Consider the following 19,677-nt stretch of genomic DNA (forward strand, 5'->3'; position numbering starts at 1 on the left):
GTCCATGCGGACCTTGTCGACAGGCGGGGCGGTGCAGGCCGCCCCCAGCGCCACTCCGACCGTCGCCACCGCCGCCTCTGTCGGCGATCTCTATCGCGCGTCCGGCAGGCGGCGCGCCACGGTCGTGGCGCTGTCCTTCGTCCTGCTGATCGTGGCCGCGGCGGCGGTGGCGGTGCGCGGCATCAACGAAACCGGCATCGGCACGCTGGCGCTGGTGGTGCTGGAGCGGCTGAGCTTCGGTCACCTCGATCTGGTAGAGGATGAACAGGCCGCCCGCGTCCTTTTGTTCCTGCGCCTGCCGCGCGTGGTCATGGCCATGGTCGCCGGGGCGGCGCTGTCGGTGTCGGGCGTGCTGATGCAGGCCATCACCCGCAACCCGCTGGTCAGCCCCTATACCATCGGCGTGTCCTCGGCGGCGGGCTTCGGTGCCTCTGTCGCGATCATGTTCGGCGTCGGCGTGCAGGCGGCGGGGGTCTACTTCGTGCCGCTCTCGGCCTTTGCCTGCGCGCTGCTCTGCGCGGTCTGCGTCTTCTCGCTGGCCTGGTGGCGGGGCATGGGGGCGCAGGCGATGATCCTGACCGGGATCGCGCTGATGTATCTGTTCAGCGCCATGACGGCGGCGGTGCAGTTCGTCGCGACCGAAGAACAGTTGGCCCGCGTGGTGCACTGGACCTTCGGCAGCCTGAACGGCGTGCAATGGGACGCGGTGGGGCTGTGTGCGGTGCTGCTGGCGGTGATCCTGCCGGTGATGCAGCGCAAGGCCTGGCAGCTGAACGCGCTGACCGTGGCGGGCGACGACGTGGCGCAGTCGCTGGGCATGAACGTGCCCCGGCTTCGGGTCACGGCGATCCTGCTGTCGGTCGTGGCGGCGGCGGGTGTCATCAGCTTTGTCGGGGTGATCGGCTTTGTCGGGCTGATCGGCCCGCATCTGGCGCGCATGATCATCGGCGGCGACCACCGCCTGCTGATCCCCTTCGCGGCGATCTGCGGCGCGGCGCTGCTGCTGGTGGCCGACACCGTGGGGCGGCTGGCCTTCAGCCCGACCGTCCTGCCGGTGGGGATCGTCGTGGCCTTCGTGGGTGTGCCGATGTTCCTGCACCTCGTCATTTCCCGCAAACGGGAGACCTTCGCATGACCACGCTTCAGGCCGGGGGCCTGTGCCAAAGGATCGGCGGGCGCACCGTCCTCGACGAGGTCAGCCTCTCTGTCGGGCCGGGGGAGATCCTTGGCCTGATCGGTCCGAACGGCGCGGGCAAATCGACGCTGGTGCGCGCCCTGCTGGGCCAGTCCCGCCCGGATCGCGGCGCGGTCCTGTTGGGCGGCCAGCCCGTGCGCAGCCTGTCGGCGCGCGCCTGTGCCCGGCAGATCGCCTATGTGCCGCAGCGACCGCCGGACGGCTTTCCGGTGACGGTCTTCGATACCTGCCTGCTGGGGCGCACGCCCTACATGGGCACGCGGCCCCGGGCCGGGGATATCGCGGTGGTGGAAAGCGTTCTCGACCGGCTTGACCTTGCCGGGCTGGCCTTCCGCACCATGGATGCGCTCAGCGGCGGCGAGCGTCAGCGGGTCATGCTGGCCCGCGCGCTGGCGCAGCAGACGCCGCTGATCGTTCTGGACGAGCCGACCAGCGCGCTGGACATCGGCAACCAGCTTGCGACGCTGCGCCTGCTGGCGGACGAGGTCCGCGTGCGCGGGGTCGGGGTCATCGTCGCGATCCACGACCTGTCTCTGGCGGCGCGTTTCTCGACCCGGATCGCGCTGCTGCACGAAGGCCGGCTGGTGGCCGAGGGGCCGTGGAAAACCGCCCTCACCCCGCAGACCATCCGCCAGACCTACGGGGTGGAGGCCGAGATCGGCCAGCTGCGCGATGCGCCGGTGATCGCGCCCTTCGAGGTGCGGGCATGAGGGACGAAGGCCCCGGATTCCAGGTCACGCCGGTGCGGGCAATGGCAGAGGCCTTGCCCGCACCGCACTGGCCCAACCGTCCCACCACCTTAGCAGAGACCATGCGGGTGGTCGGGCAGCTGGGAGAGCGGTTTGTCGTCAGCGGGGCAGAGCACCGCGACGGCTGGCTTGCGGCAACGGCCCTGTCTGACGCGGAGATTGCAGGCGAGGTGGCGGCCCGGGGCCGGGCTGCCGGGGTCGAGGATGCGAAGGCCGGCGCCGTCCTGTTCCTGCAGACCTACGCCTACCGGGTGGCCGCGCCGCTGCTGGCGGCATGGGTTCTGTTCGGGCGTCTGCCCGATATCTCTGCCGGGAACGTGCTGCTGCGTTTCGGCGCGGACGGGCGCCCCTCGGCGCTGGCCCTGCGCGAACCGCGCATGACCGGGCTGCCGCACGACAGGCTGCCCGATGCCGAAGGCGCGGCCTCGGGCGATCTGACAGGCGCCGCGATCCGGCTGCTGCTGGCGGAGCACCTGCTGCCCCTGCATGACCGCGTCAGGGCGCAGTACCGCCTTGGCGGCTTGCTGGCCAAGGGCGCGGTGACCTCGCAGATCGGGCTGATCCTGACATGGATCGACGCGCACAGCACGGTGCCGCTGGGCCAGAACCGCCGGGATCGGCACTGGACCTCTTCGAACGGGCGGGCGACAGCCTTGCCGGTCAGGGCAGGGCGGGCGAGATGCTGCACCTGTCCTCGGGCGGGGCCGAGGGCATCGCCTTCCGGCGCGGGACCTGTTGCACTGGCCTACAAGGCCCCGCACAAGGGTTATTGCGGCGGCTGCCCGCTGAAGAAACCCGCCGAGATCCGCGCCTCGCAGGAAAAGAAATTCGCCGAGCGTCCGACAGGTGATCTGCTGGCCGACTGGCAGCTTCCCCGGTCCGCTAGCCCGGCGGGTCAGTTCCCGGCCCCGGCGAGCAGGTCCGGCACGGGCGGCACGCGGTAGCCTTCGAAGGCGGGCATGACCTCGGTGGCAAACAGCGTCATGGCGGCCTCTGCACGGGGCATCGGGATCAGCCCGTTGGCGTCGAAGAAGCAGCGCAGGTTGCGGCAGCCGGTGCGGGCGATCAGCGCCTCGATCTGCTGGCGGCAGGCCTCGGGCGTCCCGGCAATGGCAAAGCCCTCCAGCATCGCGGCCCGGTCGCGGGGTGGGGCAGGGGGCTGGCCCCGCTCGGCGGCCCGCGCGGCGCGCCGGGCATTCAGCACCTCGGTCAGCCGGTCCAGCGCGGCCATGGCCGCCGCTTCGCTGGGTGCGGGCAGGACGTAGCGCGACAGCGAAGAGGCCGCCATCGGCCCGGGCCCTGCGCCAAGGCGCCTGAGCGCGTCCCGGAAAACGGGAATCTGGCGGGACTCGTTCGGCTCGAGGCTCAGAAGCAGCGGAAAGCCATGCCGCGCGGCCACCGCCACCGTCTCTTCCGAGACACCGGCGACGAAGACAGGCGGATGCGGGCGCTGCACGGGCGGCGGCCCGACCTCGGTTTCCGCAAAGGGCCGGGCGGGACCGTCAGAGGCGACGCGGGGCTCCGTCCAGGCCCGCAGCATCACCGTCAGCGCCTCGACGAACCGGTCCCGGGCCGTGCCGGGATCGATCCCGAGCCTGTTGAAGGTCGCCGGTTCCGTGCCGCGACCGATGCCGACATCGACCCGCCCGCCGCTCTGGAAATCCAGCTGCGCGATCTGTTCCGCCAGCATCAGCGGGTGGTGCAGCGGCAGCACGAGGATCGAGGTCCCGAAGCGCAGCCGCTGGGTCCGGCCAAGGATCTCTGCCCCAAGCAGCGGCAGGTGCGGATAGGGCAGGCCGGTCCGCCGGAAATGGAACTCGTTGAACCAGATCCCGCCATAGCCCTGCGCATCGGCCCGTTCCACCAGCCGCATCAGCGCCGCGTGATCCCCCAGCGTCCCGTCCCGGGCAAAGCCCGCCAGATCGAAACGCAGCCTTTGCGCGTCTTGCATCATGGTGCCCGGCCCGATGGGGATCTCGGCTGCTCTGGTGGTGCAAAGCCCATGCGTAACGCTCCCTAGCCGGTCCCGGTCCGGCCTTCTGACCTTCGCCGTTGTGGCGGGTCTTTTGCCGCGCGGCCCTGCTGCGCCCGGCCTCTGTTTCTGCCCCCGGGCCAGCGATGCTGACGGGAGCTGTGGCTTCAAGGTTGCACAGGCACCCCGGCAGCGCCCCCGCCGTGGCCCGGTCCTTTCGGCCCGGGCGGACCCGAAGGCCCCCGAGGGGTAGCCGCAGACCGGAGGTCCTGCAAGCCGCAAGCGGTCGCAGGCCAGAAGGCCGGACCGGGGCCGGTTCCGTCAGGCGGTCATGCGCCGTCTCAACCGCGCGCCGCGCCGGTCGGCGTCGGGGCGGGGTTCGGGCGGCGCGTGGCATTCCCGTCCGCCCCGAAGGCGCCATGGCGCCGCACCGGATGACCGGGCGACCCGATCCCGCCAAGGGGTCTTCCGGCGCGCGGGGGCGCCGCCCTCCGCCCCGTCAGGCCCGCGTGGCCACCGGGGCGGCGGCCTGCAACTGGGCGCGCTGTGCGCACCAGACACTCGTCAGCACAAGCAGCATGCCGATGGTCTGGACGGCGCTCAGCGTCTGGCCAAGGATCGCAAGGCCCAGCAGCGTCGCGGCGACGGGGCTGAGCAGGCCAAGCGGCGCGACGGTCGCGGGGTCCAGCCGGGCAATGCCCCGGAACCACAGGAAGTAGGTGGCGGCGCCGCCGATCAGCCCCAGCCAGACAAAGCCGAATACCGCAGCGGTGTCGAGCGGCGGCAGGGCGGGTTCGACCAGAAAGGCAACCGGCAGCAGAAGCAGGCCGCCCGCGGTCAGCTGCCAGGCGGTGAATGTCAGCGCGGGCACCGGCGGTTGCCATCTGCGGGTCAGCACCGTTCCGAACGCCATGGAGATCGCCCCGCCAAGGGCCGCAAGCAGGCCGACCCAGTCAAGCGCCGCGCCCGGGGTGAGGACAAGCAGCCCGACGCCGAGAAGCCCGCCGATCCCCGCGATCACGGCGGCGGGCCGGATGCCCTGATCCAGCAGCAGTTTCGACAGGTACAGCACGACCAGCGGCTGGACCGCCCCCACCGTGGCCGCAACACCTCCGGGCAGGCGGTAGGCGGCCACGAAAAGCAGCCACCAGAAGACCGAGAAGTTCAGCGCGCCCAGCAGGAAGGACCGCGCCAGCCATATGCCGCGCGGCAGGCTGCGGGTCACGACAAGCAGCAGAAGCCCGGCGGGCAAGGCCCGCAGCATGGCCACCGTCATCGGGTAGCCATCGGGCAGAAGCTCGGTCGTGACGATATAGGTGCTGCCCCAGATCGCCGGGGCGAGCGCCGTCAGGATCAGGTCGGTTCTGCGGGCCATGACGGCCTCCTCTCATTTTATCTCGACTTCAAGATAAATGCACATCTCTTGATGTCAAGATAACTCTCCGCTACCCTGCCACGGTGGATGATGTGGACCGGATACTGGAGCAATGGCGGCAGGCGCGCCCCGACCTCGATGTCGGGGCCATGGGGCCGCTGGGGCGGCTGTCGCGAGTCTCGCACCACGTGTCGCGCCGCATGGCCGAGACCTTTGCGCGCCACGGGCTGAACGCCGCCGGATTCGACGTGCTGGCCACGCTGCGCCGGTCGCCGCCGCCGCATGCGCTGTCACCGGGCGCGCTGATGGCCTCGATGATGATCACCTCGGGCACGATGACCAACCGGATCGAGCAACTGGCCAAGGCCGGGCTGGTCACGCGGACCTCCGACAGGGCAGACGCCCGCCGGGCGGTGGTGCAGCTGACCCCGAAAGGCTTCGATCTGATCGACAGGGCGATCGCCGATCATGTCCAGACGCAGGCGGCCCTGCTGTCAGGGCTTTCCGATCAGGATATCGCCCGGCTCGATACCCTGCTGCGCGCCCTGCTGGAAAGCGTCGGGGAGGGCGACTAGCCTCCGGTCCCGGAAACGGGGTGCATCCCGGCAAAAAAGTCCCGAAAGGGGGCCGTCGGACCGGCAGCAGGGCTGCATTGATCGCGCGGGTCCGGTCTGTCCTGCCCGCCTGAAACACACAGGCGCCACAGGATTACATGAGCGCAGCAGGCTTTTTCGCTTGTGCTTGCCCTTGCAAAACGGCATTGACACACCTAGCGAACGATCTGCAGCCGGGTATCCCGCCGGATCAACAAGCCAAAATCGACCATCCTGCGCCAATGCGACCCGGGCAACGGGCCTGCCAGCGATGTCGGCACATATCGGCCAGCTTTCCGCCAGCTTTTCCAGAACTCGAAGAACGAGAGGACAAAGCATGGCATCCACGCGTGGACGGCTGGCCCGTGGGTCGGCTTTTTCCTGATGTCGACGGCCCTTGCGACCCCGCTGGTCGCGCAGTCGGCGCCAGACGGAAGCTCGATGGCACTCGGGACCATCGTCCTGACCGCCGAGGAACAGATCAAGCAGGCGCTCGGGGTCTCGACGATCACCGAAGAGGATCTGAAGGAACAGCCCGTCGTCAACGACGTGGCCGAGATCATCCGCAAGATGCCGGGTGTGAACCTGTCGGGCACCTCGCCCTCGGGCCAGCGCGGCAACCAGCGCCAGATCGACATCCGCGGCATGGGGCCGGAGAACGTCCTGATCCTGATCGACGGCAAGCCGGTTCTGTCGCGCACCGCGGTCAAGCAGGGCCGGTCCGGCGAGCGTGACACCCGCGGCGATACCAACTGGGTGCCGGTCGAGTTGGTGGAAAGCATCGAGGTCATCCGTGGCCCGGCGGCGGCCCGCTACGGGTCGGGCGCGGCGGGTGGCGTGGTCAACATCATCACCAAGGCCCCCGAGGAAGACCTGCTGCAACTGGGCATGAAGTTCAATGTCCCCGAGAACGATCAGGAAGGGGCCACCCAGCGCTACAACCTGCTCTGGGCCAAGCGGCTGAACAGCGACGTCGCGCTGCGTTTCACCGCAAGCTACAACAAGACCGAGGGCGACGACCCCGAGCTGAACGCCGAGACGGTCGAGGGCGAGGTCTGCACCGACCGCAGCGGCAACGAGGTGGCCTGCAGCTACCCCGCCGGGGTCGAGGGTGTGGTGAACAAGGACGCCACCCTGCTGTTCAGCTGGACGCCGACCGACACCGACAAGGTCGACCTCGAATTCGGCTACTCCCGGCAGGGCAATATCTACGCCGGTGACGTGCTGCTGGGCAGCGGCCTGACGGACGGCGGCACCTCTTTCGCCGACAGCCTTGCCGACGAGGGCGCCGAGACCAACGTGATGGAGCGCAAGACCTTCGCGCTGACCCATACCGGCGACTACGCATGGGGCGGGCTGATGAGCTTCGTCCAGTACGAGCGCACCAACAACCGCCGCCTGTCCGAGGGGCTCAACGGCGGCGGCGAAGGCGCGATCAACAGCGACAGCGACTGGGACGAGGCGGTGCTGGACATCGTGTCGGGCAAGTCCGAGCTTTACCTCGACCGCACCGTCTTCGTACCGGCCCTCTGCCCTGACGCTGGGCATGGAGGTGCGCTATGAAAAGCTGGACCTGTCGGACTATACCGCCAATGGCATCAGCTTCGACTACGGCAACACCAGCGCCGACCCCGACCAGAACGATCCGGTGACCGAGCAGCTGAACGTCGGTCTCTACTACGAGCACAATATCGAGGCGACGGACCGGCTGACGCTGACCCCCTCGGTGCGGCTGGACTGGGCCGACAGCTTCGGCCACAACTGGTCGGGCGGTCTGAACGCCTCTTACGCGCTGACGCCGGAATGGACGATCAACGGCGGCATCGCCAAGGCGTTCAAATCGCCGAGCCTCTACCAGATGTCCGAGCAATACGTCTACCGGACCCGCGGCAACGGCTGCCCCTACTACATCGACGGCGCGGGCAATCTGGACCGCTACAGCCAGTGCGTGGTGCTGGGGAACGACAACCTGAAGCCCGAGACCTCGATCAACAAGGAAATCGGCATCGCTTATGCCGGGGCCAACGGCATCAACGCGACGCTGACCTATTTCCACAACGACTACCGCGACAAGATCCAGTCCAGCACGACGCGTCTGGGCTCGTTCACGGACGGTGGCACCACCTACAACATGTTCCAGTGGGACAACGTGCCCGAAGCCGTGGTCTCGGGCGTCGAGGGCAGCTTTGCCATGCCGCTGGGCGACCGCTTCGACCTGGCCATCAACGGCACCTACATGATCGACTCCGAGCAGAAGATCCCGCTGGATGGCGGCGCGACCATCAAGGCGCCGCTGTCGCTGGTGCCGGAGTACACGATCAACGGCTCGCTGTCGTGGCAGGCGACCGACCGGCTGACGGTCATCCCCTCCTTCACCCACTTCGGCAAGATCGAGGCCTCGCCCTACAGTGCCACGACGGGTGGCGCGAACGGCGACCTGCAGGACCGCGATCCCTATACCCTGTGGAACCTCGCCATGACCTATGAATTCGACAACGGTTTCGACCTGTCGGCGGGGGCGACCAACATCTTCAACACCTCGATCAAGCGGTCGGGCGACGGGGCGAACACCTATAACGAGCCCGAGCGGGCCTTCTATGTCGGGCTGACGAAAACCTTCTGAGCAGGGCACGGACCACGACAGGCCGCCGTCCGGGGGACCGGGCGGCGGCACCTCACCGAAAGACACCGCCATGACCCTTCCCCCGGATCGCCTGCGCCGCCTCGACGCCCGTCTCGCACGGGTCGAGACCGCGCTGTCGGCGGGCCTGCTGGGCGTCATGCTGGCCTGCATGGCCGCCGGTGCCGCGATGCGCAGCCTCGGACAGCCGCTGGTCTGGGCCGACGAACTGGCGGTCCTTGCCATGGCGGGTGCCGCCTTCTTCGGCGCGGCGGCCTGTCTGGCCGAGGGCGGGCATCTGTCCGTCGACCTGCTGCGCGCGCGGCTGGGCGAGGGCGCCGGGCGCGGGCTGGCGCGGGCCGTCGACGCGGCCCTGCTGCTGCTTCTGCTGGGCTTCGCCGCCTGTCTCTGGACCTGGCTCGACCCGGTCGGGCTGATCGCGGCGGGATCCGGCGCGGCGCTGGCGCAGGAGAGCTTCAACTTCACCTATACAGAGCCGACGATGACGCTGGGCCTTGCCAAGATCTGGTTCTGGCTGCCGATGGTCCCGGCCACGCTGGGCGCGATCATTCATGTCGCCCTCAGGCTGGCGGGGCAGGGGGCGCGCGCGTGCTGAGCCTGCTGCTCTTTGCCGTGCTCTTGCTGGCGGGGATGCCCGTGGCCTTCGCCATGATCGCGGGCGCCGTCGCGCAGATCGTGCTGGGCGGCAATGCCGTGCTGCTGCTGAGCCTGCCGCAGCAACTGTTTCAGGGCGTCGAAAGCTATGGCCTGCTGGCGCTGCCGATCTTCATCCTGCTCGGAGAGCTGATGAACGCCAGCGGTGCGGGGCGGCGGCTGTTTGCACTGGCTGCGCTGGCGACGGGGCGGATGCGCGGCGGGCTGGCGCAGGCGGTGCTGCTGGCCAATGCGCTGATGGCGGCGGTCCTCGGCTCGACCGTGGCGCAGATCACGCTGATGTCCCGCCTCGCGGTGCCAGAGATGACCCGCGCCGGTTACCCCCGCGACACCAGCGCCGCGCTGACCGCCGCCGGGGGGCTGCTGGCGCCGGTCCTGCCGCCCTCGATGCTGCTGATCGTCTACGGGGTCATCGCCCAGGTTCCGATCGGCGACCTGTTCCTGGCCGGGATCGGACCGGGGCTGGCGATCCTTGGCGTTTTGGTGCTGGTGACGCTCTGGCAGGGCCGGGGCGGGCGCTTTCCCGCCGCCCCTTCACCCCAAGCGCCGCGCCTGCAGGTGCTGGCCGGGGCGCTGCCCGCGCTGGCCATCCCCGGGGCCATGATCGGTGCCATCCTGACCGGCCTCGCCACCGCCGCCGAGGCCGGGGTGGTCGCGATCCTCGCCGTCGTGCTGGTGGGGGCGCTGGTCTACCGCGAATTGCCGCTGCGCGCCCTCTGGCCCGCGCTGACCGTCACCGCCCGCAACAGCGCCGCCATCCTCTTCCTGATCGCCGCCGCGGGGCTTTATGCATGGGTCGCCGCCTGGGAGAACCTGCCCGCCCAGGTCGCCGCGCGCATGGCGACGCTGACCGACGACCCGCTGGTCTTCCTCTGCCTGCTGAACCTGCTGCTTCTGGGCATGGGCGCCGTCACCGACCCGCTGCCCGCGCTGATCCTCGTGGTGCCGGTGCTGCAACCGGTGGCCACCGACCTCTATGGCATCGACCCGATCCACTTTGGCCTGATCGCCTGCATCAACCTGACCGTCGGCCTGCTGACGCCGCCGGTGGGGGTCGGGCTTTATACCGCCGCGCAACAGACCGGCGTCGCCGCCGGGCGGCTGTCGGTGCTGCTGCTGCCCTATCTCGCCGGGGTGCTGGCCGTGCTGGCGCTTCTGACCCTCTGGCCCGGGCTGTCGCTTGGCCCGCTGCGCCTTCTGCAATGAACCGGAGACCCGCATGATCCGTCGCATATCCCTTGCCGCCCTTGCCCTGATGGCCGCGCTGCCCGCAGGGGCCGAAGACTACCGGCTGGGCCTGATCACCCCGCCCGCGCACCAGTGGACGCAGACCGCGCAGGCCGCCGCCGCAGAGATCGCCGAGGCGACCGAGGGGCGGGTCAATATCCTCGTGATGCCCTCGGGGCAGCTGGGGAACGAGGCGCGGATGCTGCAGCAGCTTCAGACCGGTGCCATCGACTTCGCCTTCCTGACGGCGGCGGAATTCGCCAACCGCGACGACGACTTCGGCATCTTCTACGCGCCCTTCCTTGCGCAGGATACCGAGACCGCCGCGCGGCTGCTGAAAGGCGCGGTGGCGCAGACCCTGCTGGACCGGATGGGCGCATTCGGCCTGCGCGGGCTGGGCTGGGGCATGGCGGGGATGCGGCAGGTGGTGACCGCCGCCGAGGTCACGGCAGAGGGCGGCGCGGCGCAACTGGCGGGCCAGCGCATCCGCACCGTGCCGCTGGCGCCCGAGATGGACTTCTGGTCCGGGCTGGGCGCCGCCCCCACGCCGATGCCGCTGCCCGCACTCTTCGACGCCTTCGCGAACGGGCAGGTGGACGCCATGCAGATCGACCACGAAGGCACATGGAACGCGGGTTACTGGCGCCATGCGGGCACCGTGATCGACTCGCGGCACATGATCTTCCCGATGGCCGCCGTAGCCTCCGCCCGCAAGTGGCAGGCCATGGCCGAGGGCGACCGCGCGGTGGTTCAGGACATCATGGCGCGGCAGATCGCCGGGATGGTGGCGCTTTATGGCGAGATCGACGCCGCCTCACTGGCAGGCCTGCGCGAGGCCGGGGTGCCGGTGATCTCGGTCGGGCGCGACTGGTTCGGCCCGGCGGTGGATGCGTGGTACGCCGAGTGGCGCCAGAAGGCACCGCTGCTGGAAGACCTCGAACGGGAGGCGGCGGAATGATCCGGCTTGCGGCGCTGCTGGCCCTGCTCTGCGCCGGGGCGCAGGCGCAACCCTCGATGGAGCCTCTGGGGCCCTCGATCCTCGACACCGGCTCGACGGAGGTGAGCGTGCATGACTTCGACCTGCCCGCACCGGGGGCGCCGCGCATCGCATCGGCGTTCTGGTGCCCGATGGCCCGGCGCCCGAAGGCGGCTTTCCGGTGGTATTCCTGCTGGATGGCGGGGCCGTTCTCGACCGCCTCACCGACGCGCGGCTTGCGGGCCTGCCGCAGGACAACCCCGCGGTGATCGTGACGCTGGGCCACCGGACCGACCAGCGTTACGCCACCGCTGAGCGTGCCCGCGACTACACCCCGCCCGGCTCCGACGGCGGCCCGGTCGAGGACCCGCGCGGTCGCCCCGGCGGCGGTGCGGCGGACTTCCTTGCGCAGATCTCGGAGGCGGTGCTGCCGCGCGTGGCCCGGATCGCGCCCATCGACCTGTCGCAGTCGACGCTCTGGGGGCACTCCTACGGCGGGCTCTTCGTGCTCTACGCCGCCAGCCGTCCCGAGGCGCCCTTTGCCCATTACGTCAGCGCCAGCCCGTCGCTCTGGTGGGATCACGGGAATTTCCTGATCCGCATCACCGCGCAGATCGAAGCCGGGCGCTGGTCGTCCCGCAGGCTGGAGTTGCACCACGGCGGGCAGGAACGGAAGCGCGCCAGCAGCCCCGCCAACCCGAATGCGCAGAAGCTGGTGCAGATGCGCGCCGCCCTGCCGCCCGATGCCCTGCAGGGGCTGGACGCGGCGCTGCGCGCGGCAGGCATTCCCGGCGGCGTGACCACCTTTCCGGGTCTCAGCCACGGCGAAAGCTTCGGCGCCTCGGTCGATGCGACGCTGAACGCCGCCTTTTCCGCGACGGATTAGCGCTGACGGGCCGTAGAACCACAGCCGCGCGGGCCCGCAGGCCGCGCAGGCCCCTGATCCAGAGGCTGCAACCCGGCCTCGCGCCATGTCCCGGACCACCGGGGCACAGCGAAGAAGCCACAGCCTTGCTGAAGCCAAACGGGGACAACAGTGACCAGACCGGGCGCCCCGCCCGGCTTTGACAAAGGCTATGAGATGACACAGAAAATCCTTTCCGGACGCTGGACGCGCGGCGTTGCCCTGTCCGCCCTGATGATCGCCGCCGCCGGTGCCGTCGCGGCAGAGCCCTTCGCGGGCCTTGGTGCCTTCGACGGACGCATCGGCGCCTCGGGTCCCGACCGTGGTCCGATCGTCGCGGGCGGTCAAGCGATGATCCGAGGGCCGCGGCCTTGCGCCGAACCAGCCCGTCACCCTGCGGCAGGGCGGCGAGGTGCTGGAGGGCTCGCCCTTCACCGCCGATGCCGAGGGCGGCCTTCAGGCGCAGGTCACCATCCCCGAGGGCGCCGCGCCCGGCGTCTACCCGGTGGTGGTGGAGCTTGGCGGCGAGGCCCCCTTTGCCACGGTCATGGAGCTGAAGGTCTCTGCCGTGCCCGGTACCGGGTCAATGCCGGGGCCTATGATCTCGAGGTCGCCAAGGTGGCCACGCGCCCCTACCAGGTCGCCGTGGGCGAGGGCGCACTTTTCGTGACCAGCGCCGTTGGCCGTCCGCCGGTCAGGGAATCCGAACTGGTGAAGCTGGACCCTGCCACGCTAAAGGTCATCGCCCGCACCGCGCCCGAGGCCGCGCCCGCGCGTCAGGACGGGTCTGACGGCGGCCTCTTTGCGGTCTACGGCCTTGGCGTGGCGCCGGGGCAGGTCTGGGTCACCAACACCCGGCAGGACACCGTCGCGGTCTATGCCTCTGACGACCTGAGCCTGCTCAAGCAGTTCGAGCCGGGCACCGTGGGTCACCCGCGCGATGCGGTCCACCACGACGGCAAGGTCTACGTCACCGCCACCTTCGAGCCGACGGTGCATGTCTTCGATACCGAAAGCCTTGAAGAGCTGGAGCCGATCGCGCTCAGCTCGTCGCGGCGCGGGCAGGACTTCACCACCGCCAGCCTGTCGCTGGCCGCCGAGGCGGGCAAGCTCTTCGTCGCCTCGCTGCGCAGCGAAGAGGTCGCCGTGATCGACCTCGCCACCGGCGAGGAGACCGCCGTCTGGCCGGTCGACGGCTCCAAGGGGACCATCGGTCTTGCCGCCAGCCCGGATGGCAGCCGTGTCTACACCGTGGCGCAGGGCAACGACATGGTCAGCGTGCTCGACGGCACCACCGGCGCGGTGCTGCGTCAGGTGAATGTCGGCGCCAGCCCGCTGAACGCGGTGGTCGATCCCGCCACCGGCCATGTCTATGTCGCCGTCCGGGGTGGCAATGCCGTGGCGGTGCTGGACGCCGAGGGCGCGCTGATCGCCAACCTCGAGGTCGGCGCCACGCCAAACCACCTGACCACGGATGGCGCGGGCCATGTCTTCGTCGTGGATCAGGGCACCGGCAGCCTGACCCGCGTCGCCGCGCAGTAAACCGACCGGGGGCCGCCCTTCGGGCGCGCCCCCCACGTCCCTGACAAGAGCCCGCCCATGACCCGACCGACCCAGACCCGGCCCGAGGCCTTCGTCGCGCGTTACCGCGCGGCTGGCTACTGGCGTGGAGAGACCTTCCCCGCCATGCTGCGCGCCCGTGCAGAGGCGCACCCGGACCGCATCGCCATCATCGGCGGCGAAACCCGGTGGAGCTACGCCGACCTGAACACCCGCGCCCGCCGCTTCGGCGCGGGGCTTCTGGCGCTTGGGCTGGAACCGGGCGACCGCGTGCTGGTCCAGATCGGCAACACGCCCGCCTTCTTTCAGGCGGTCTTCGGCGCCTTCGCGGCGGGGCTGATCCCGGTCTACGCGCTGCCCGCGCACCGCCGCACCGAACTGATGCATCTTGCGGGCAGGGCGCAGGCGCGGGCGGTCATCGTGCAGGACCGCATAGAGCGGCACGACCACGCCCGCATGGCGGTGGCGCTGAAGCCGGACCTGCCCGGCCTTGCCCATGTCATCGTGGCGGGCGAGGCGCCCGAGGGCACCCTGCCGCTCGACACCGTCGCGGACGATCCCGCCACGCTGCCCGCCGACCCCGATCCGCAGGCCGTGGCCTTCTGCCAGATTTCCGGCGGCTCGACCGGGCTGCCGAAGCTGATCCCGCGCACCCATGACGATTACCTCTACTCGATCCGCGCCAGCAACGCGATCTGCGGCATCACCGCCAACAGCGTCTACATGGCGGCGCTGCCGGTGGCGCATAACTTCACCATGTCCTCGCCCGGCACCTTCGGCGCCTTGTACGCCGGGGCGCGCGTGGTGCTGTGCCCCGCGCCGATGCCGCAGGAGGCCTTCCGCCTGATCCGGGCCGAGGGGGTGACCATCACCGGCCTCGTCCCGCCGCTGGCGCTTTTGTGGCTGGAAGCGAGCCGAGGCGCAGGCCCCGGACATTCCCAGCCTCGACACGCTACAGGTCGGCGGCGCCAAGTTCCTGCCGGAAAGCGCGCGGCGCGTGGCGCCCCTGCTGGGATGCCGCCTTCAACAGGTCTTCGGCATGGCCGAGGGGCTGGTGAACTACACCCGCGCCGAGGACCCGGACGCACTTGTTACCGGCACGCAGGGCCGCCCGATCAGCGAAGGCGACGAGGTGCTGATCCTCGACGACGCGGGCAACCCGGTTCCCGAGGGCCAGCCCGGCAACCTGCTGACGCGCGGCCCCTACACGATCCGGGGCTATCACGACGACGCCTCTGCCAACGCCCGCAGCTTCACCGGGGACGGCTTTTACCGCACCGGCGACATCGTCCTGCGCCTGCCGTCCGGGCATCTGGTGGTGCAGGGCCGGGCCAACGACCAGATCAACCGCAACGGCGAGAAGATCAGCGCCGAAGAGGTCGAGGACCTGCTTCTGGGCCATGAGGCGGTCTTCGATGCCGTGGTCGTCTCGATCCCCGATGCCCGGCTGGGAGAGCGCGCCTGCGCCTTCGTCCAGCCGCGCGGCGCGGCGCCGAGCGCCGCCAGCCTGCGCCGCTACATGCGCGGGCGCGAGGTGGCCGCCTTCAAGATCCCCGACGAGATCCGCTTTGTCGACGGCTTCGCCACCACCGCCGTCGGCAAGATCAGCCGCCGCCAGCTGCGCGAGATCCTGCGCGCCGAAGTGCTGGCCGAAGAGAAGGAAACACAGAGATGACCGCGACGACCGAAGCCCTGACGCTGGACCGGATGCGCGCCGATATCGCCGAAGCGCTGGACCTTGGCCCGGAAGAGGTGCCGGTGGACGAACATCTCGGCGATCTGGGGCTGGATTCCATCGCGCTGATCCGGCTGCTGGTGGGCTGGGAGAACATCCAGCCCTCGCTGCCCTCGTCGAAGCTGTATGAATGCGAAACGCTGGAAGAGTTCTGGCAGATCGCAAAGGCGGCGCAGTGACCACCTGGCAGCCGCTGACAGAGGCGCAGGCGGGCATCTGGTACGCGCAGGCGCTGACCCCCGAAAGCCCGGTCTTCATGACCGGGCAGGCGCTGCATATCCGCGGGCCGCTGGACGCGCGCGCCATGGCGCAGGCGGTGGCGCAGCTGGGCGCCGAGGCGCAAAGCCTGTCGCTGCGGGTCCGCGCGGGCCGCGACGGGCCGGAACAGCGCATCGACCCTGAAGCCGCGCCCCGGCTGTTGGTCATGGACCGCTCGGGCGCCACCGAAGCCACGGTGATGGCCGAGATCATGGCCGAGGCGCAGCGCCCGACCGACCTTGAACGCGGGCCTCTCGCGGGGTTCACGCTCTGGCGGCTGGGGGCCGCGCACCACATCCTGTCGGAGCGCATCCACCACATCGCCGCCGACGGGCAGGCCATGGTGCAGGTGACGCAGCGACTTGCCGCGCTCTACGAGGCGCATGTCGCGGGCACCGACCCCGGCGAGGCGCTGACCCCCTTCGCCCGCGCGCTGGAGGACGACGCGCGTTTTGCCAGCGCGCCCGCCCGCGCGCGCCAGCGCAGCTTCTGGCACGCGGCGCTGGCCGATCTGCCCGAGGTCGAAAGCCCCGCGACCGGGCAGGGGGCCGCTGCGGGCCTCTGGTTTCACCGCGCCGAACGGGCCTTGCCCGCTGCGGCCAGCGGCGGGGTCCAGAGCCTCGCCGAGGCCGCCGGTGTGCATTGGACGGACGTTCTGACCGCGCTCACCGGGGCCTATGTCGCGCGCCACCTGCCCTCTGTCGCGACCGGGGAAGGGGCCTCGGCGGTGCTGGGCATCCCCCTGCAGAACCGCATGGGCCGGACCGCGCGCACCGTCTCGACGCAGGTCAACGTGCTGCCGCTGCACCTTTCGGTGGACGAGGACGCGCCGCTGGCCTCCTGGCTGGCGGGGGCCGGGGCGCAGCTGGCCGCGATGCGCCGCAATGGTCGCTACCGGGGCGAGGTGCTGGCGCGCGACCTTGGCCGGATCGGCGGCGGGCGCAGGCTGTGGGGGCCGCTGGTCAATATCCTGCCCTTCGACGCCTGCCCGAGGCTTGCAGGCTGCGACACGCGCCTGCAGATCACCGGCGCCGGATCGGTGGACGACGTCACCTTCTGCTTCCGGGGAGATCCGGACACTGGCCTGCTTGTGCAGGTCGACGGCAATGACGCGCTTTACTCCCGGCCCGAGGTCGCGGCCCATGGCGCCCGTCTTGCCGCCTTCCTGAGCCGCGCGGTCTCTGCCCCGCGTCTTGCGGAGGTGCCGACCCTGACCGGCGCTGAAGAGGCGACCGCGATCCGGACCCGCAACGCCACCGCCCACCCGGTGCCCGAAACCACCCTGACCGCCCTGATCGAGGCGCAGATGCGCGCCACACCCGGGGCGCCCGCGCTGGTCTTCGGCGCGGAGACGCTGGACTACGCCGCGCTCGACCGCCGCAGCGCTGCCGTCGCCGCTGGCCTTGCGGCGCGCGGGATCGGCCCCGGCAGCCTTGTCGGCGTGGCGCTGCCGCGCTCCGTCGACCTGATCGTGGCGCTGCTGGGGGTCCTGCGCGCTGGCGCGGCCTATGTGCCCTTCGACCCCGAGGACAGCAGCGCGCGGCGCGCCGACATGGTGGCGCGGGCGGACCCGGCGGCGATCCTCGCGCAGCCGGGCTTTGCGGGCGGGGTGCCGGTGCTGGCCGTGGGCGACCTGCAGGGCCCCTGCGACCCTGTCCCGGCAGGGCCCACAGATCCGGCCTACGTGCTCTTCACCTCCGGCTCGACCGGGCGGCCCAAGGGCGTGGTGGTCGAACACCGCGCCATCGTGAACCGTCTCTTGTGGATGCGCGAGACCTACGGCTTCGGCCCCGGCGACCGCATCCTGCAGAAGACCCCCGCGACCTTCGACGTCTCGGTCTGGGAGTTCTTCCTGCCCTTCCTGTCCGGTGCCACGCTGGTCGTGGCGCCCCCAGAGGCGCATCGCGATCCCGTGGCGCTGGCGGCGCTGGTGTCGCGGCACGCCATCACCGCCATGCATTTCGTGCCCTCGATGCTGGAGCTGTTCCTTGCCGCGCCCGCCTCGCAGGGGCTGACCATCCCCCGGGTCTTCGCCAGCGGCGAGGCACTGCCGCGCGCGCTGGCCCGCGCCTTTCACGACCGCATCGACGGCGCGCTGCACAACCTTTACGGCCCGACAGAGGCCGCCGTGGACGTTACCGCGCAAGAGACCGCGCCGCCGCGCGAGGGCGATGGCGAGGGCGACGGCGGCAGCCTGCCCATCGGGCGCCCGGTCTGGAACACCCGCTGCTACCTGCTGGACGCGCGCCAGCGCCCGGTGCCGGATGGCACGCCGGGACGGCTCTGGCTGGCCGGGCGGCAGCTGGCGCGCGGCTACCTCGGCCAGCCGGAACTGACGGCAGAGCGCTTCCTGCCCGACCCCTTCCACCCCGGCGAGCGCATGTATGACACCGGGGACCTCGCGACCTCGGATGCCAGCGGCTGCCTGACCTTCCTCGGGCGCGCGGACGGGCAGGTGAAGATCCGCGGCGTGCGCGTCGAACCCGCCGAGGTCGAGCAGGCGCTGCGCGACGGCGGGCTGGTGCGGCAGGCCGCCGTTTCGGTGCGGCGCGACGGGGCAGGGGGCGCGCAGCTTGTGGCGCATATCGTGCCCGAACCGGGCGTATCGGTGCAGGCCATCCGGGCCGACCTTGCCGCGCGCCTGCCGTCCTCGATGCTGCCCGCGCATCTGGTGTCGCTGAAGGCGCTGCCCCTGACCCCCAGCGGCAAGCTGGACCGCAAGGCCCTGCCCGCGCCGCAGGCCACGACGCCCGGCCATGTGCCGCCGCAAGGGCCGGTGCAGCGGCTTCTGGCAGGCCTCTTCGCGGAGATCCTCGGCCTGCCGTCCCAGCCCTCTGCCGACACCGACTTCTTCCTTGCGGGCGGCGACAGCCTGCGGGCGGTGCGCCTGTCCCTGCGTCTGGAAGAGGAACTGGGCCATGACCCCGGCCTTGGCGCGATCCTGCAAAACCCGGTGCTTGCGGATCTGGCACGGCGGCTGGACAGCCGGGGCCCGTCTTCTGAACGCCCCGACGCCGGCCTTGGCCCGGTGCTGCATCTGTCGCGCGGCCCCGCCGCGCCGGTCTTTGCGGTTCACCCGGCGGGCGGGCTGGCATGGTGCTACCGCGGCTTTGCCCGGGCGCTGGCGCAGCACTGGCCCGAGACCCCGGTGATCGGCCTGCAATCGCCGCTGCTCGACCCCACGCAAGCAGCGCCCGACAGCCTCGACGCGCTCGCGCGGCTGTACCTCGACCGGGTCGAAGGCCTTTGTCCCGAAGGCCCCCTGTCGCTGCTGGGCTGGTCGCTTGGGGGCATCATCGCCCATGCCATGGCCGCCGAGGCCGAGGCCCGCGACCGCACCGTGCACAGGCTGGTGCTGCTGGACGCCTATCCCTCGGACTGCTGGCGGGCCGAGCCCGAGCCGGACGAGACCACCGCCCTGCGGGCGCTGCTGACCATGGCCGGGCACGATCCCGAGGATCACCCGGACCTCGTGACGCGCGCCGCGATCCTCGGCTTCCTGCGCGACCGGGCGCATCCGCTCGCCCTGCTGCCCCACTCGGTTCAGGAGGGGGTGATCCGCTCGGTTCAGGCCACCAACGCCCTTGTGCGCCGCCATCGAGAGCGTCGGGTGAAAGCCCCGCTGCAGCATGTGACCGCCCTGCGCGACCTCGGCACCGGCACCCGGCACCCGGACCTCTGGCGGCCCTATGCCGCGCACGTCGACGTCCTGAGGCTGGATTGCCGCCACGGCGACCTGATCCTGCCCGGGATGGCGGAGCGGATCACCGCCGACATGGCAGGGCGGCCTTTGCAGGCATCGGGGTAGGGGACCGCTTGGGATGGGCCGGGCGATCAA

Annotated in this window: 17 protein-coding genes and 1 pseudogene; 16 read left to right on the forward strand and 2 right to left on the reverse strand. The window is 70.8% G+C overall.

The annotated features are described in order from the left end of the window. Nucleotides 1-4 precede the first annotated feature (4 nt). From ABFB10_RS21320 to ABFB10_RS21330, 3 genes are read left to right on the forward strand one after another with little or no spacing between them, the layout of a single operon-like run. Nucleotides 5-1,135: a FecCD family ABC transporter permease gene (locus ABFB10_RS21320; protein WP_347168250.1), complete on the forward strand. Its 1,131-nt coding sequence runs from the start codon at nt 5-7 to the stop codon at nt 1,133-1,135. Further along, on the forward strand, nt 1,132-1,905 hold the full coding sequence (locus ABFB10_RS21325; protein WP_347168251.1) for an ABC transporter ATP-binding protein: 774 nt from the start codon (nt 1,132-1,134) through the stop codon (nt 1,903-1,905). The genes ABFB10_RS21320 and ABFB10_RS21325 overlap by 4 nt, the downstream gene beginning before the upstream one ends. Continuing rightward, the gene (locus ABFB10_RS21330) at nt 1,902-2,888 is read left to right on the forward strand and encodes a hypothetical protein (protein ID WP_347168252.1); all 987 of its coding nucleotides are present in this window, start codon (nt 1,902-1,904) and stop codon (nt 2,886-2,888) included. The genes ABFB10_RS21325 and ABFB10_RS21330 overlap by 4 nt, the downstream gene beginning before the upstream one ends. Here the strand turns inward: ABFB10_RS21330 and ABFB10_RS21335 are convergent. Then, entirely contained in the window at nt 2,840-3,898 is a 1,059-nt protein-coding gene (locus tag ABFB10_RS21335) for an LLM class flavin-dependent oxidoreductase (RefSeq protein ID WP_347168253.1), read from the reverse strand. The genes ABFB10_RS21330 and ABFB10_RS21335 overlap by 49 nt on opposite strands. 517 nt (nt 3,899-4,415) lie before the next feature. After that, the gene (locus ABFB10_RS21340; protein ID WP_347168254.1) at nt 4,416-5,291 is read right to left on the reverse strand and encodes an EamA family transporter; all 876 of its coding nucleotides are present in this window, start codon (nt 5,289-5,291) and stop codon (nt 4,416-4,418) included. 92 nt (nt 5,292-5,383) lie between these two features. On the opposite strand from ABFB10_RS21340, the gene ABFB10_RS21345 reads away from it, so the two are divergent. The 13 genes and pseudogenes from ABFB10_RS21345 to ABFB10_RS21405 all read left to right on the forward strand — a co-directional run bounded on the left by ABFB10_RS21345 (nt 5,384) and on the right by ABFB10_RS21405 (nt 19,647). Then, a complete protein-coding gene (locus ABFB10_RS21345; RefSeq protein WP_347168255.1) occupies nt 5,384-5,866 on the forward strand; it encodes a MarR family winged helix-turn-helix transcriptional regulator in 483 nt (160 codons plus the stop codon). A 459-nt stretch (nt 5,867-6,325) separates the two neighbouring features. Further along, nucleotides 6,326-7,447: a TonB-dependent receptor plug domain-containing protein gene (locus ABFB10_RS21350; protein ID WP_347168256.1), complete on the forward strand. Its 1,122-nt coding sequence runs from the start codon at nt 6,326-6,328 to the stop codon at nt 7,445-7,447. Next, on the forward strand, nt 7,431-8,507 hold the full coding sequence (locus ABFB10_RS21355; protein WP_347168257.1) for a TonB-dependent receptor domain-containing protein: 1,077 nt from the start codon (nt 7,431-7,433) through the stop codon (nt 8,505-8,507). The genes ABFB10_RS21350 and ABFB10_RS21355 overlap by 17 nt, the downstream gene beginning before the upstream one ends. A gap of 70 nt (nt 8,508-8,577) precedes the next feature. Further along, nucleotides 8,578-9,120, forward strand: coding sequence for a TRAP transporter small permease (locus ABFB10_RS21360; protein WP_347168258.1), 543 nt, complete (start codon nt 8,578-8,580; stop codon nt 9,118-9,120). Next, nucleotides 9,114-10,385, forward strand: a complete 1,272-nt coding sequence (locus ABFB10_RS21365) for a TRAP transporter large permease (protein ID WP_347168259.1) — start codon at nt 9,114-9,116, stop codon at nt 10,383-10,385. The genes ABFB10_RS21360 and ABFB10_RS21365 overlap by 7 nt, the downstream gene beginning before the upstream one ends. Before the next feature lie 13 nt (nt 10,386-10,398). Continuing rightward, a complete protein-coding gene (locus ABFB10_RS21370) occupies nt 10,399-11,364 on the forward strand; it encodes a TRAP transporter substrate-binding protein (protein ID WP_347168260.1) in 966 nt (321 codons plus the stop codon). Further along, nucleotides 11,361-11,651, forward strand: a complete 291-nt coding sequence (locus ABFB10_RS21375; RefSeq protein WP_347168261.1) for a hypothetical protein — start codon at nt 11,361-11,363, stop codon at nt 11,649-11,651. The genes ABFB10_RS21370 and ABFB10_RS21375 overlap by 4 nt, the downstream gene beginning before the upstream one ends. Beyond that, nucleotides 11,564-12,268 carry an alpha/beta hydrolase gene (locus ABFB10_RS21380; protein WP_347168262.1) on the forward strand — a complete coding sequence of 235 codons (705 nt, stop codon included), beginning with the start codon at nt 11,564-11,566 and terminating at the stop codon, nt 12,266-12,268. Before ABFB10_RS21375 ends, ABFB10_RS21380 begins: the two co-directional genes overlap by 88 nt. Nucleotides 12,269-12,463: 195 nt before the next feature. Further along, complete coding sequence (locus ABFB10_RS21385) at nt 12,464-13,828, forward strand: YncE family protein (RefSeq protein ID WP_347168263.1); 1,365 nt, start codon at nt 12,464-12,466, stop codon at nt 13,826-13,828. A gap of 144 nt (nt 13,829-13,972) precedes the next feature. Next, nucleotides 13,973-15,011, forward strand: a pseudogene (locus ABFB10_RS21390) (AMP-binding protein); the annotation flags it as partial. A 150-nt stretch (nt 15,012-15,161) separates the two neighbouring features. Then, nucleotides 15,162-15,521 carry an AMP-binding enzyme gene (locus tag ABFB10_RS21395; RefSeq protein WP_347168610.1) on the forward strand — a complete coding sequence of 120 codons (360 nt, stop codon included), beginning with the start codon at nt 15,162-15,164 and terminating at the stop codon, nt 15,519-15,521. Then, nucleotides 15,518-15,760: a phosphopantetheine-binding protein gene (locus tag ABFB10_RS21400; protein ID WP_347168264.1), complete on the forward strand. Its 243-nt coding sequence runs from the start codon at nt 15,518-15,520 to the stop codon at nt 15,758-15,760. Before ABFB10_RS21395 ends, ABFB10_RS21400 begins: the two co-directional genes overlap by 4 nt. Next, entirely contained in the window at nt 15,757-19,647 is a 3,891-nt protein-coding gene (locus tag ABFB10_RS21405) for an amino acid adenylation domain-containing protein (RefSeq protein WP_347168265.1), read from the forward strand. Before ABFB10_RS21400 ends, ABFB10_RS21405 begins: the two co-directional genes overlap by 4 nt. Nucleotides 19,648-19,677 lie beyond the last annotated feature (30 nt).

This window comes from Ponticoccus litoralis (assembly GCF_039769985.1).
Classification (GTDB): Bacteria; Pseudomonadota; Alphaproteobacteria; order Rhodobacterales; family Rhodobacteraceae; genus Ponticoccus; species Ponticoccus litoralis.

Bases quoted from the DNA above. Each gene is read 5' to 3' on its own strand.
- ABFB10_RS21320 (WP_347168250.1), top strand. From the start codon at position 5: ATGCGGACCTTGTCGACAGGCGGGGCGGTGCAGGCCGCCCCCAGCGCC.
- ABFB10_RS21325 (WP_347168251.1), top strand. From the start codon at position 1,132: ATGACCACGCTTCAGGCCGGGGGCCTGTGCCAAAGGATCGGCGGGCGC.
- ABFB10_RS21330 (WP_347168252.1), top strand. From the start codon at position 1,902: ATGAGGGACGAAGGCCCCGGATTCCAGGTCACGCCGGTGCGGGCAATG.
- ABFB10_RS21335 (WP_347168253.1), bottom strand. From the start codon at position 3,898: ATGATGCAAGACGCGCAAAGGCTGCGTTTCGATCTGGCGGGCTTTGCC.
- ABFB10_RS21340 (WP_347168254.1), bottom strand. From the start codon at position 5,291: ATGGCCCGCAGAACCGACCTGATCCTGACGGCGCTCGCCCCGGCGATC.
- ABFB10_RS21350 (WP_347168256.1), top strand. From the start codon at position 6,326: ATGGCACTCGGGACCATCGTCCTGACCGCCGAGGAACAGATCAAGCAG.
- ABFB10_RS21355 (WP_347168257.1), top strand. From the start codon at position 7,431: ATGGAGGTGCGCTATGAAAAGCTGGACCTGTCGGACTATACCGCCAAT.
- ABFB10_RS21360 (WP_347168258.1), top strand. From the start codon at position 8,578: ATGACCCTTCCCCCGGATCGCCTGCGCCGCCTCGACGCCCGTCTCGCA.
- ABFB10_RS21370 (WP_347168260.1), top strand. From the start codon at position 10,399: ATGATCCGTCGCATATCCCTTGCCGCCCTTGCCCTGATGGCCGCGCTG.
- ABFB10_RS21375 (WP_347168261.1), top strand. From the start codon at position 11,361: ATGATCCGGCTTGCGGCGCTGCTGGCCCTGCTCTGCGCCGGGGCGCAG.
- ABFB10_RS21385 (WP_347168263.1), top strand. From the start codon at position 12,464: ATGACACAGAAAATCCTTTCCGGACGCTGGACGCGCGGCGTTGCCCTG.
- ABFB10_RS21400 (WP_347168264.1), top strand. From the start codon at position 15,518: ATGACCGCGACGACCGAAGCCCTGACGCTGGACCGGATGCGCGCCGAT.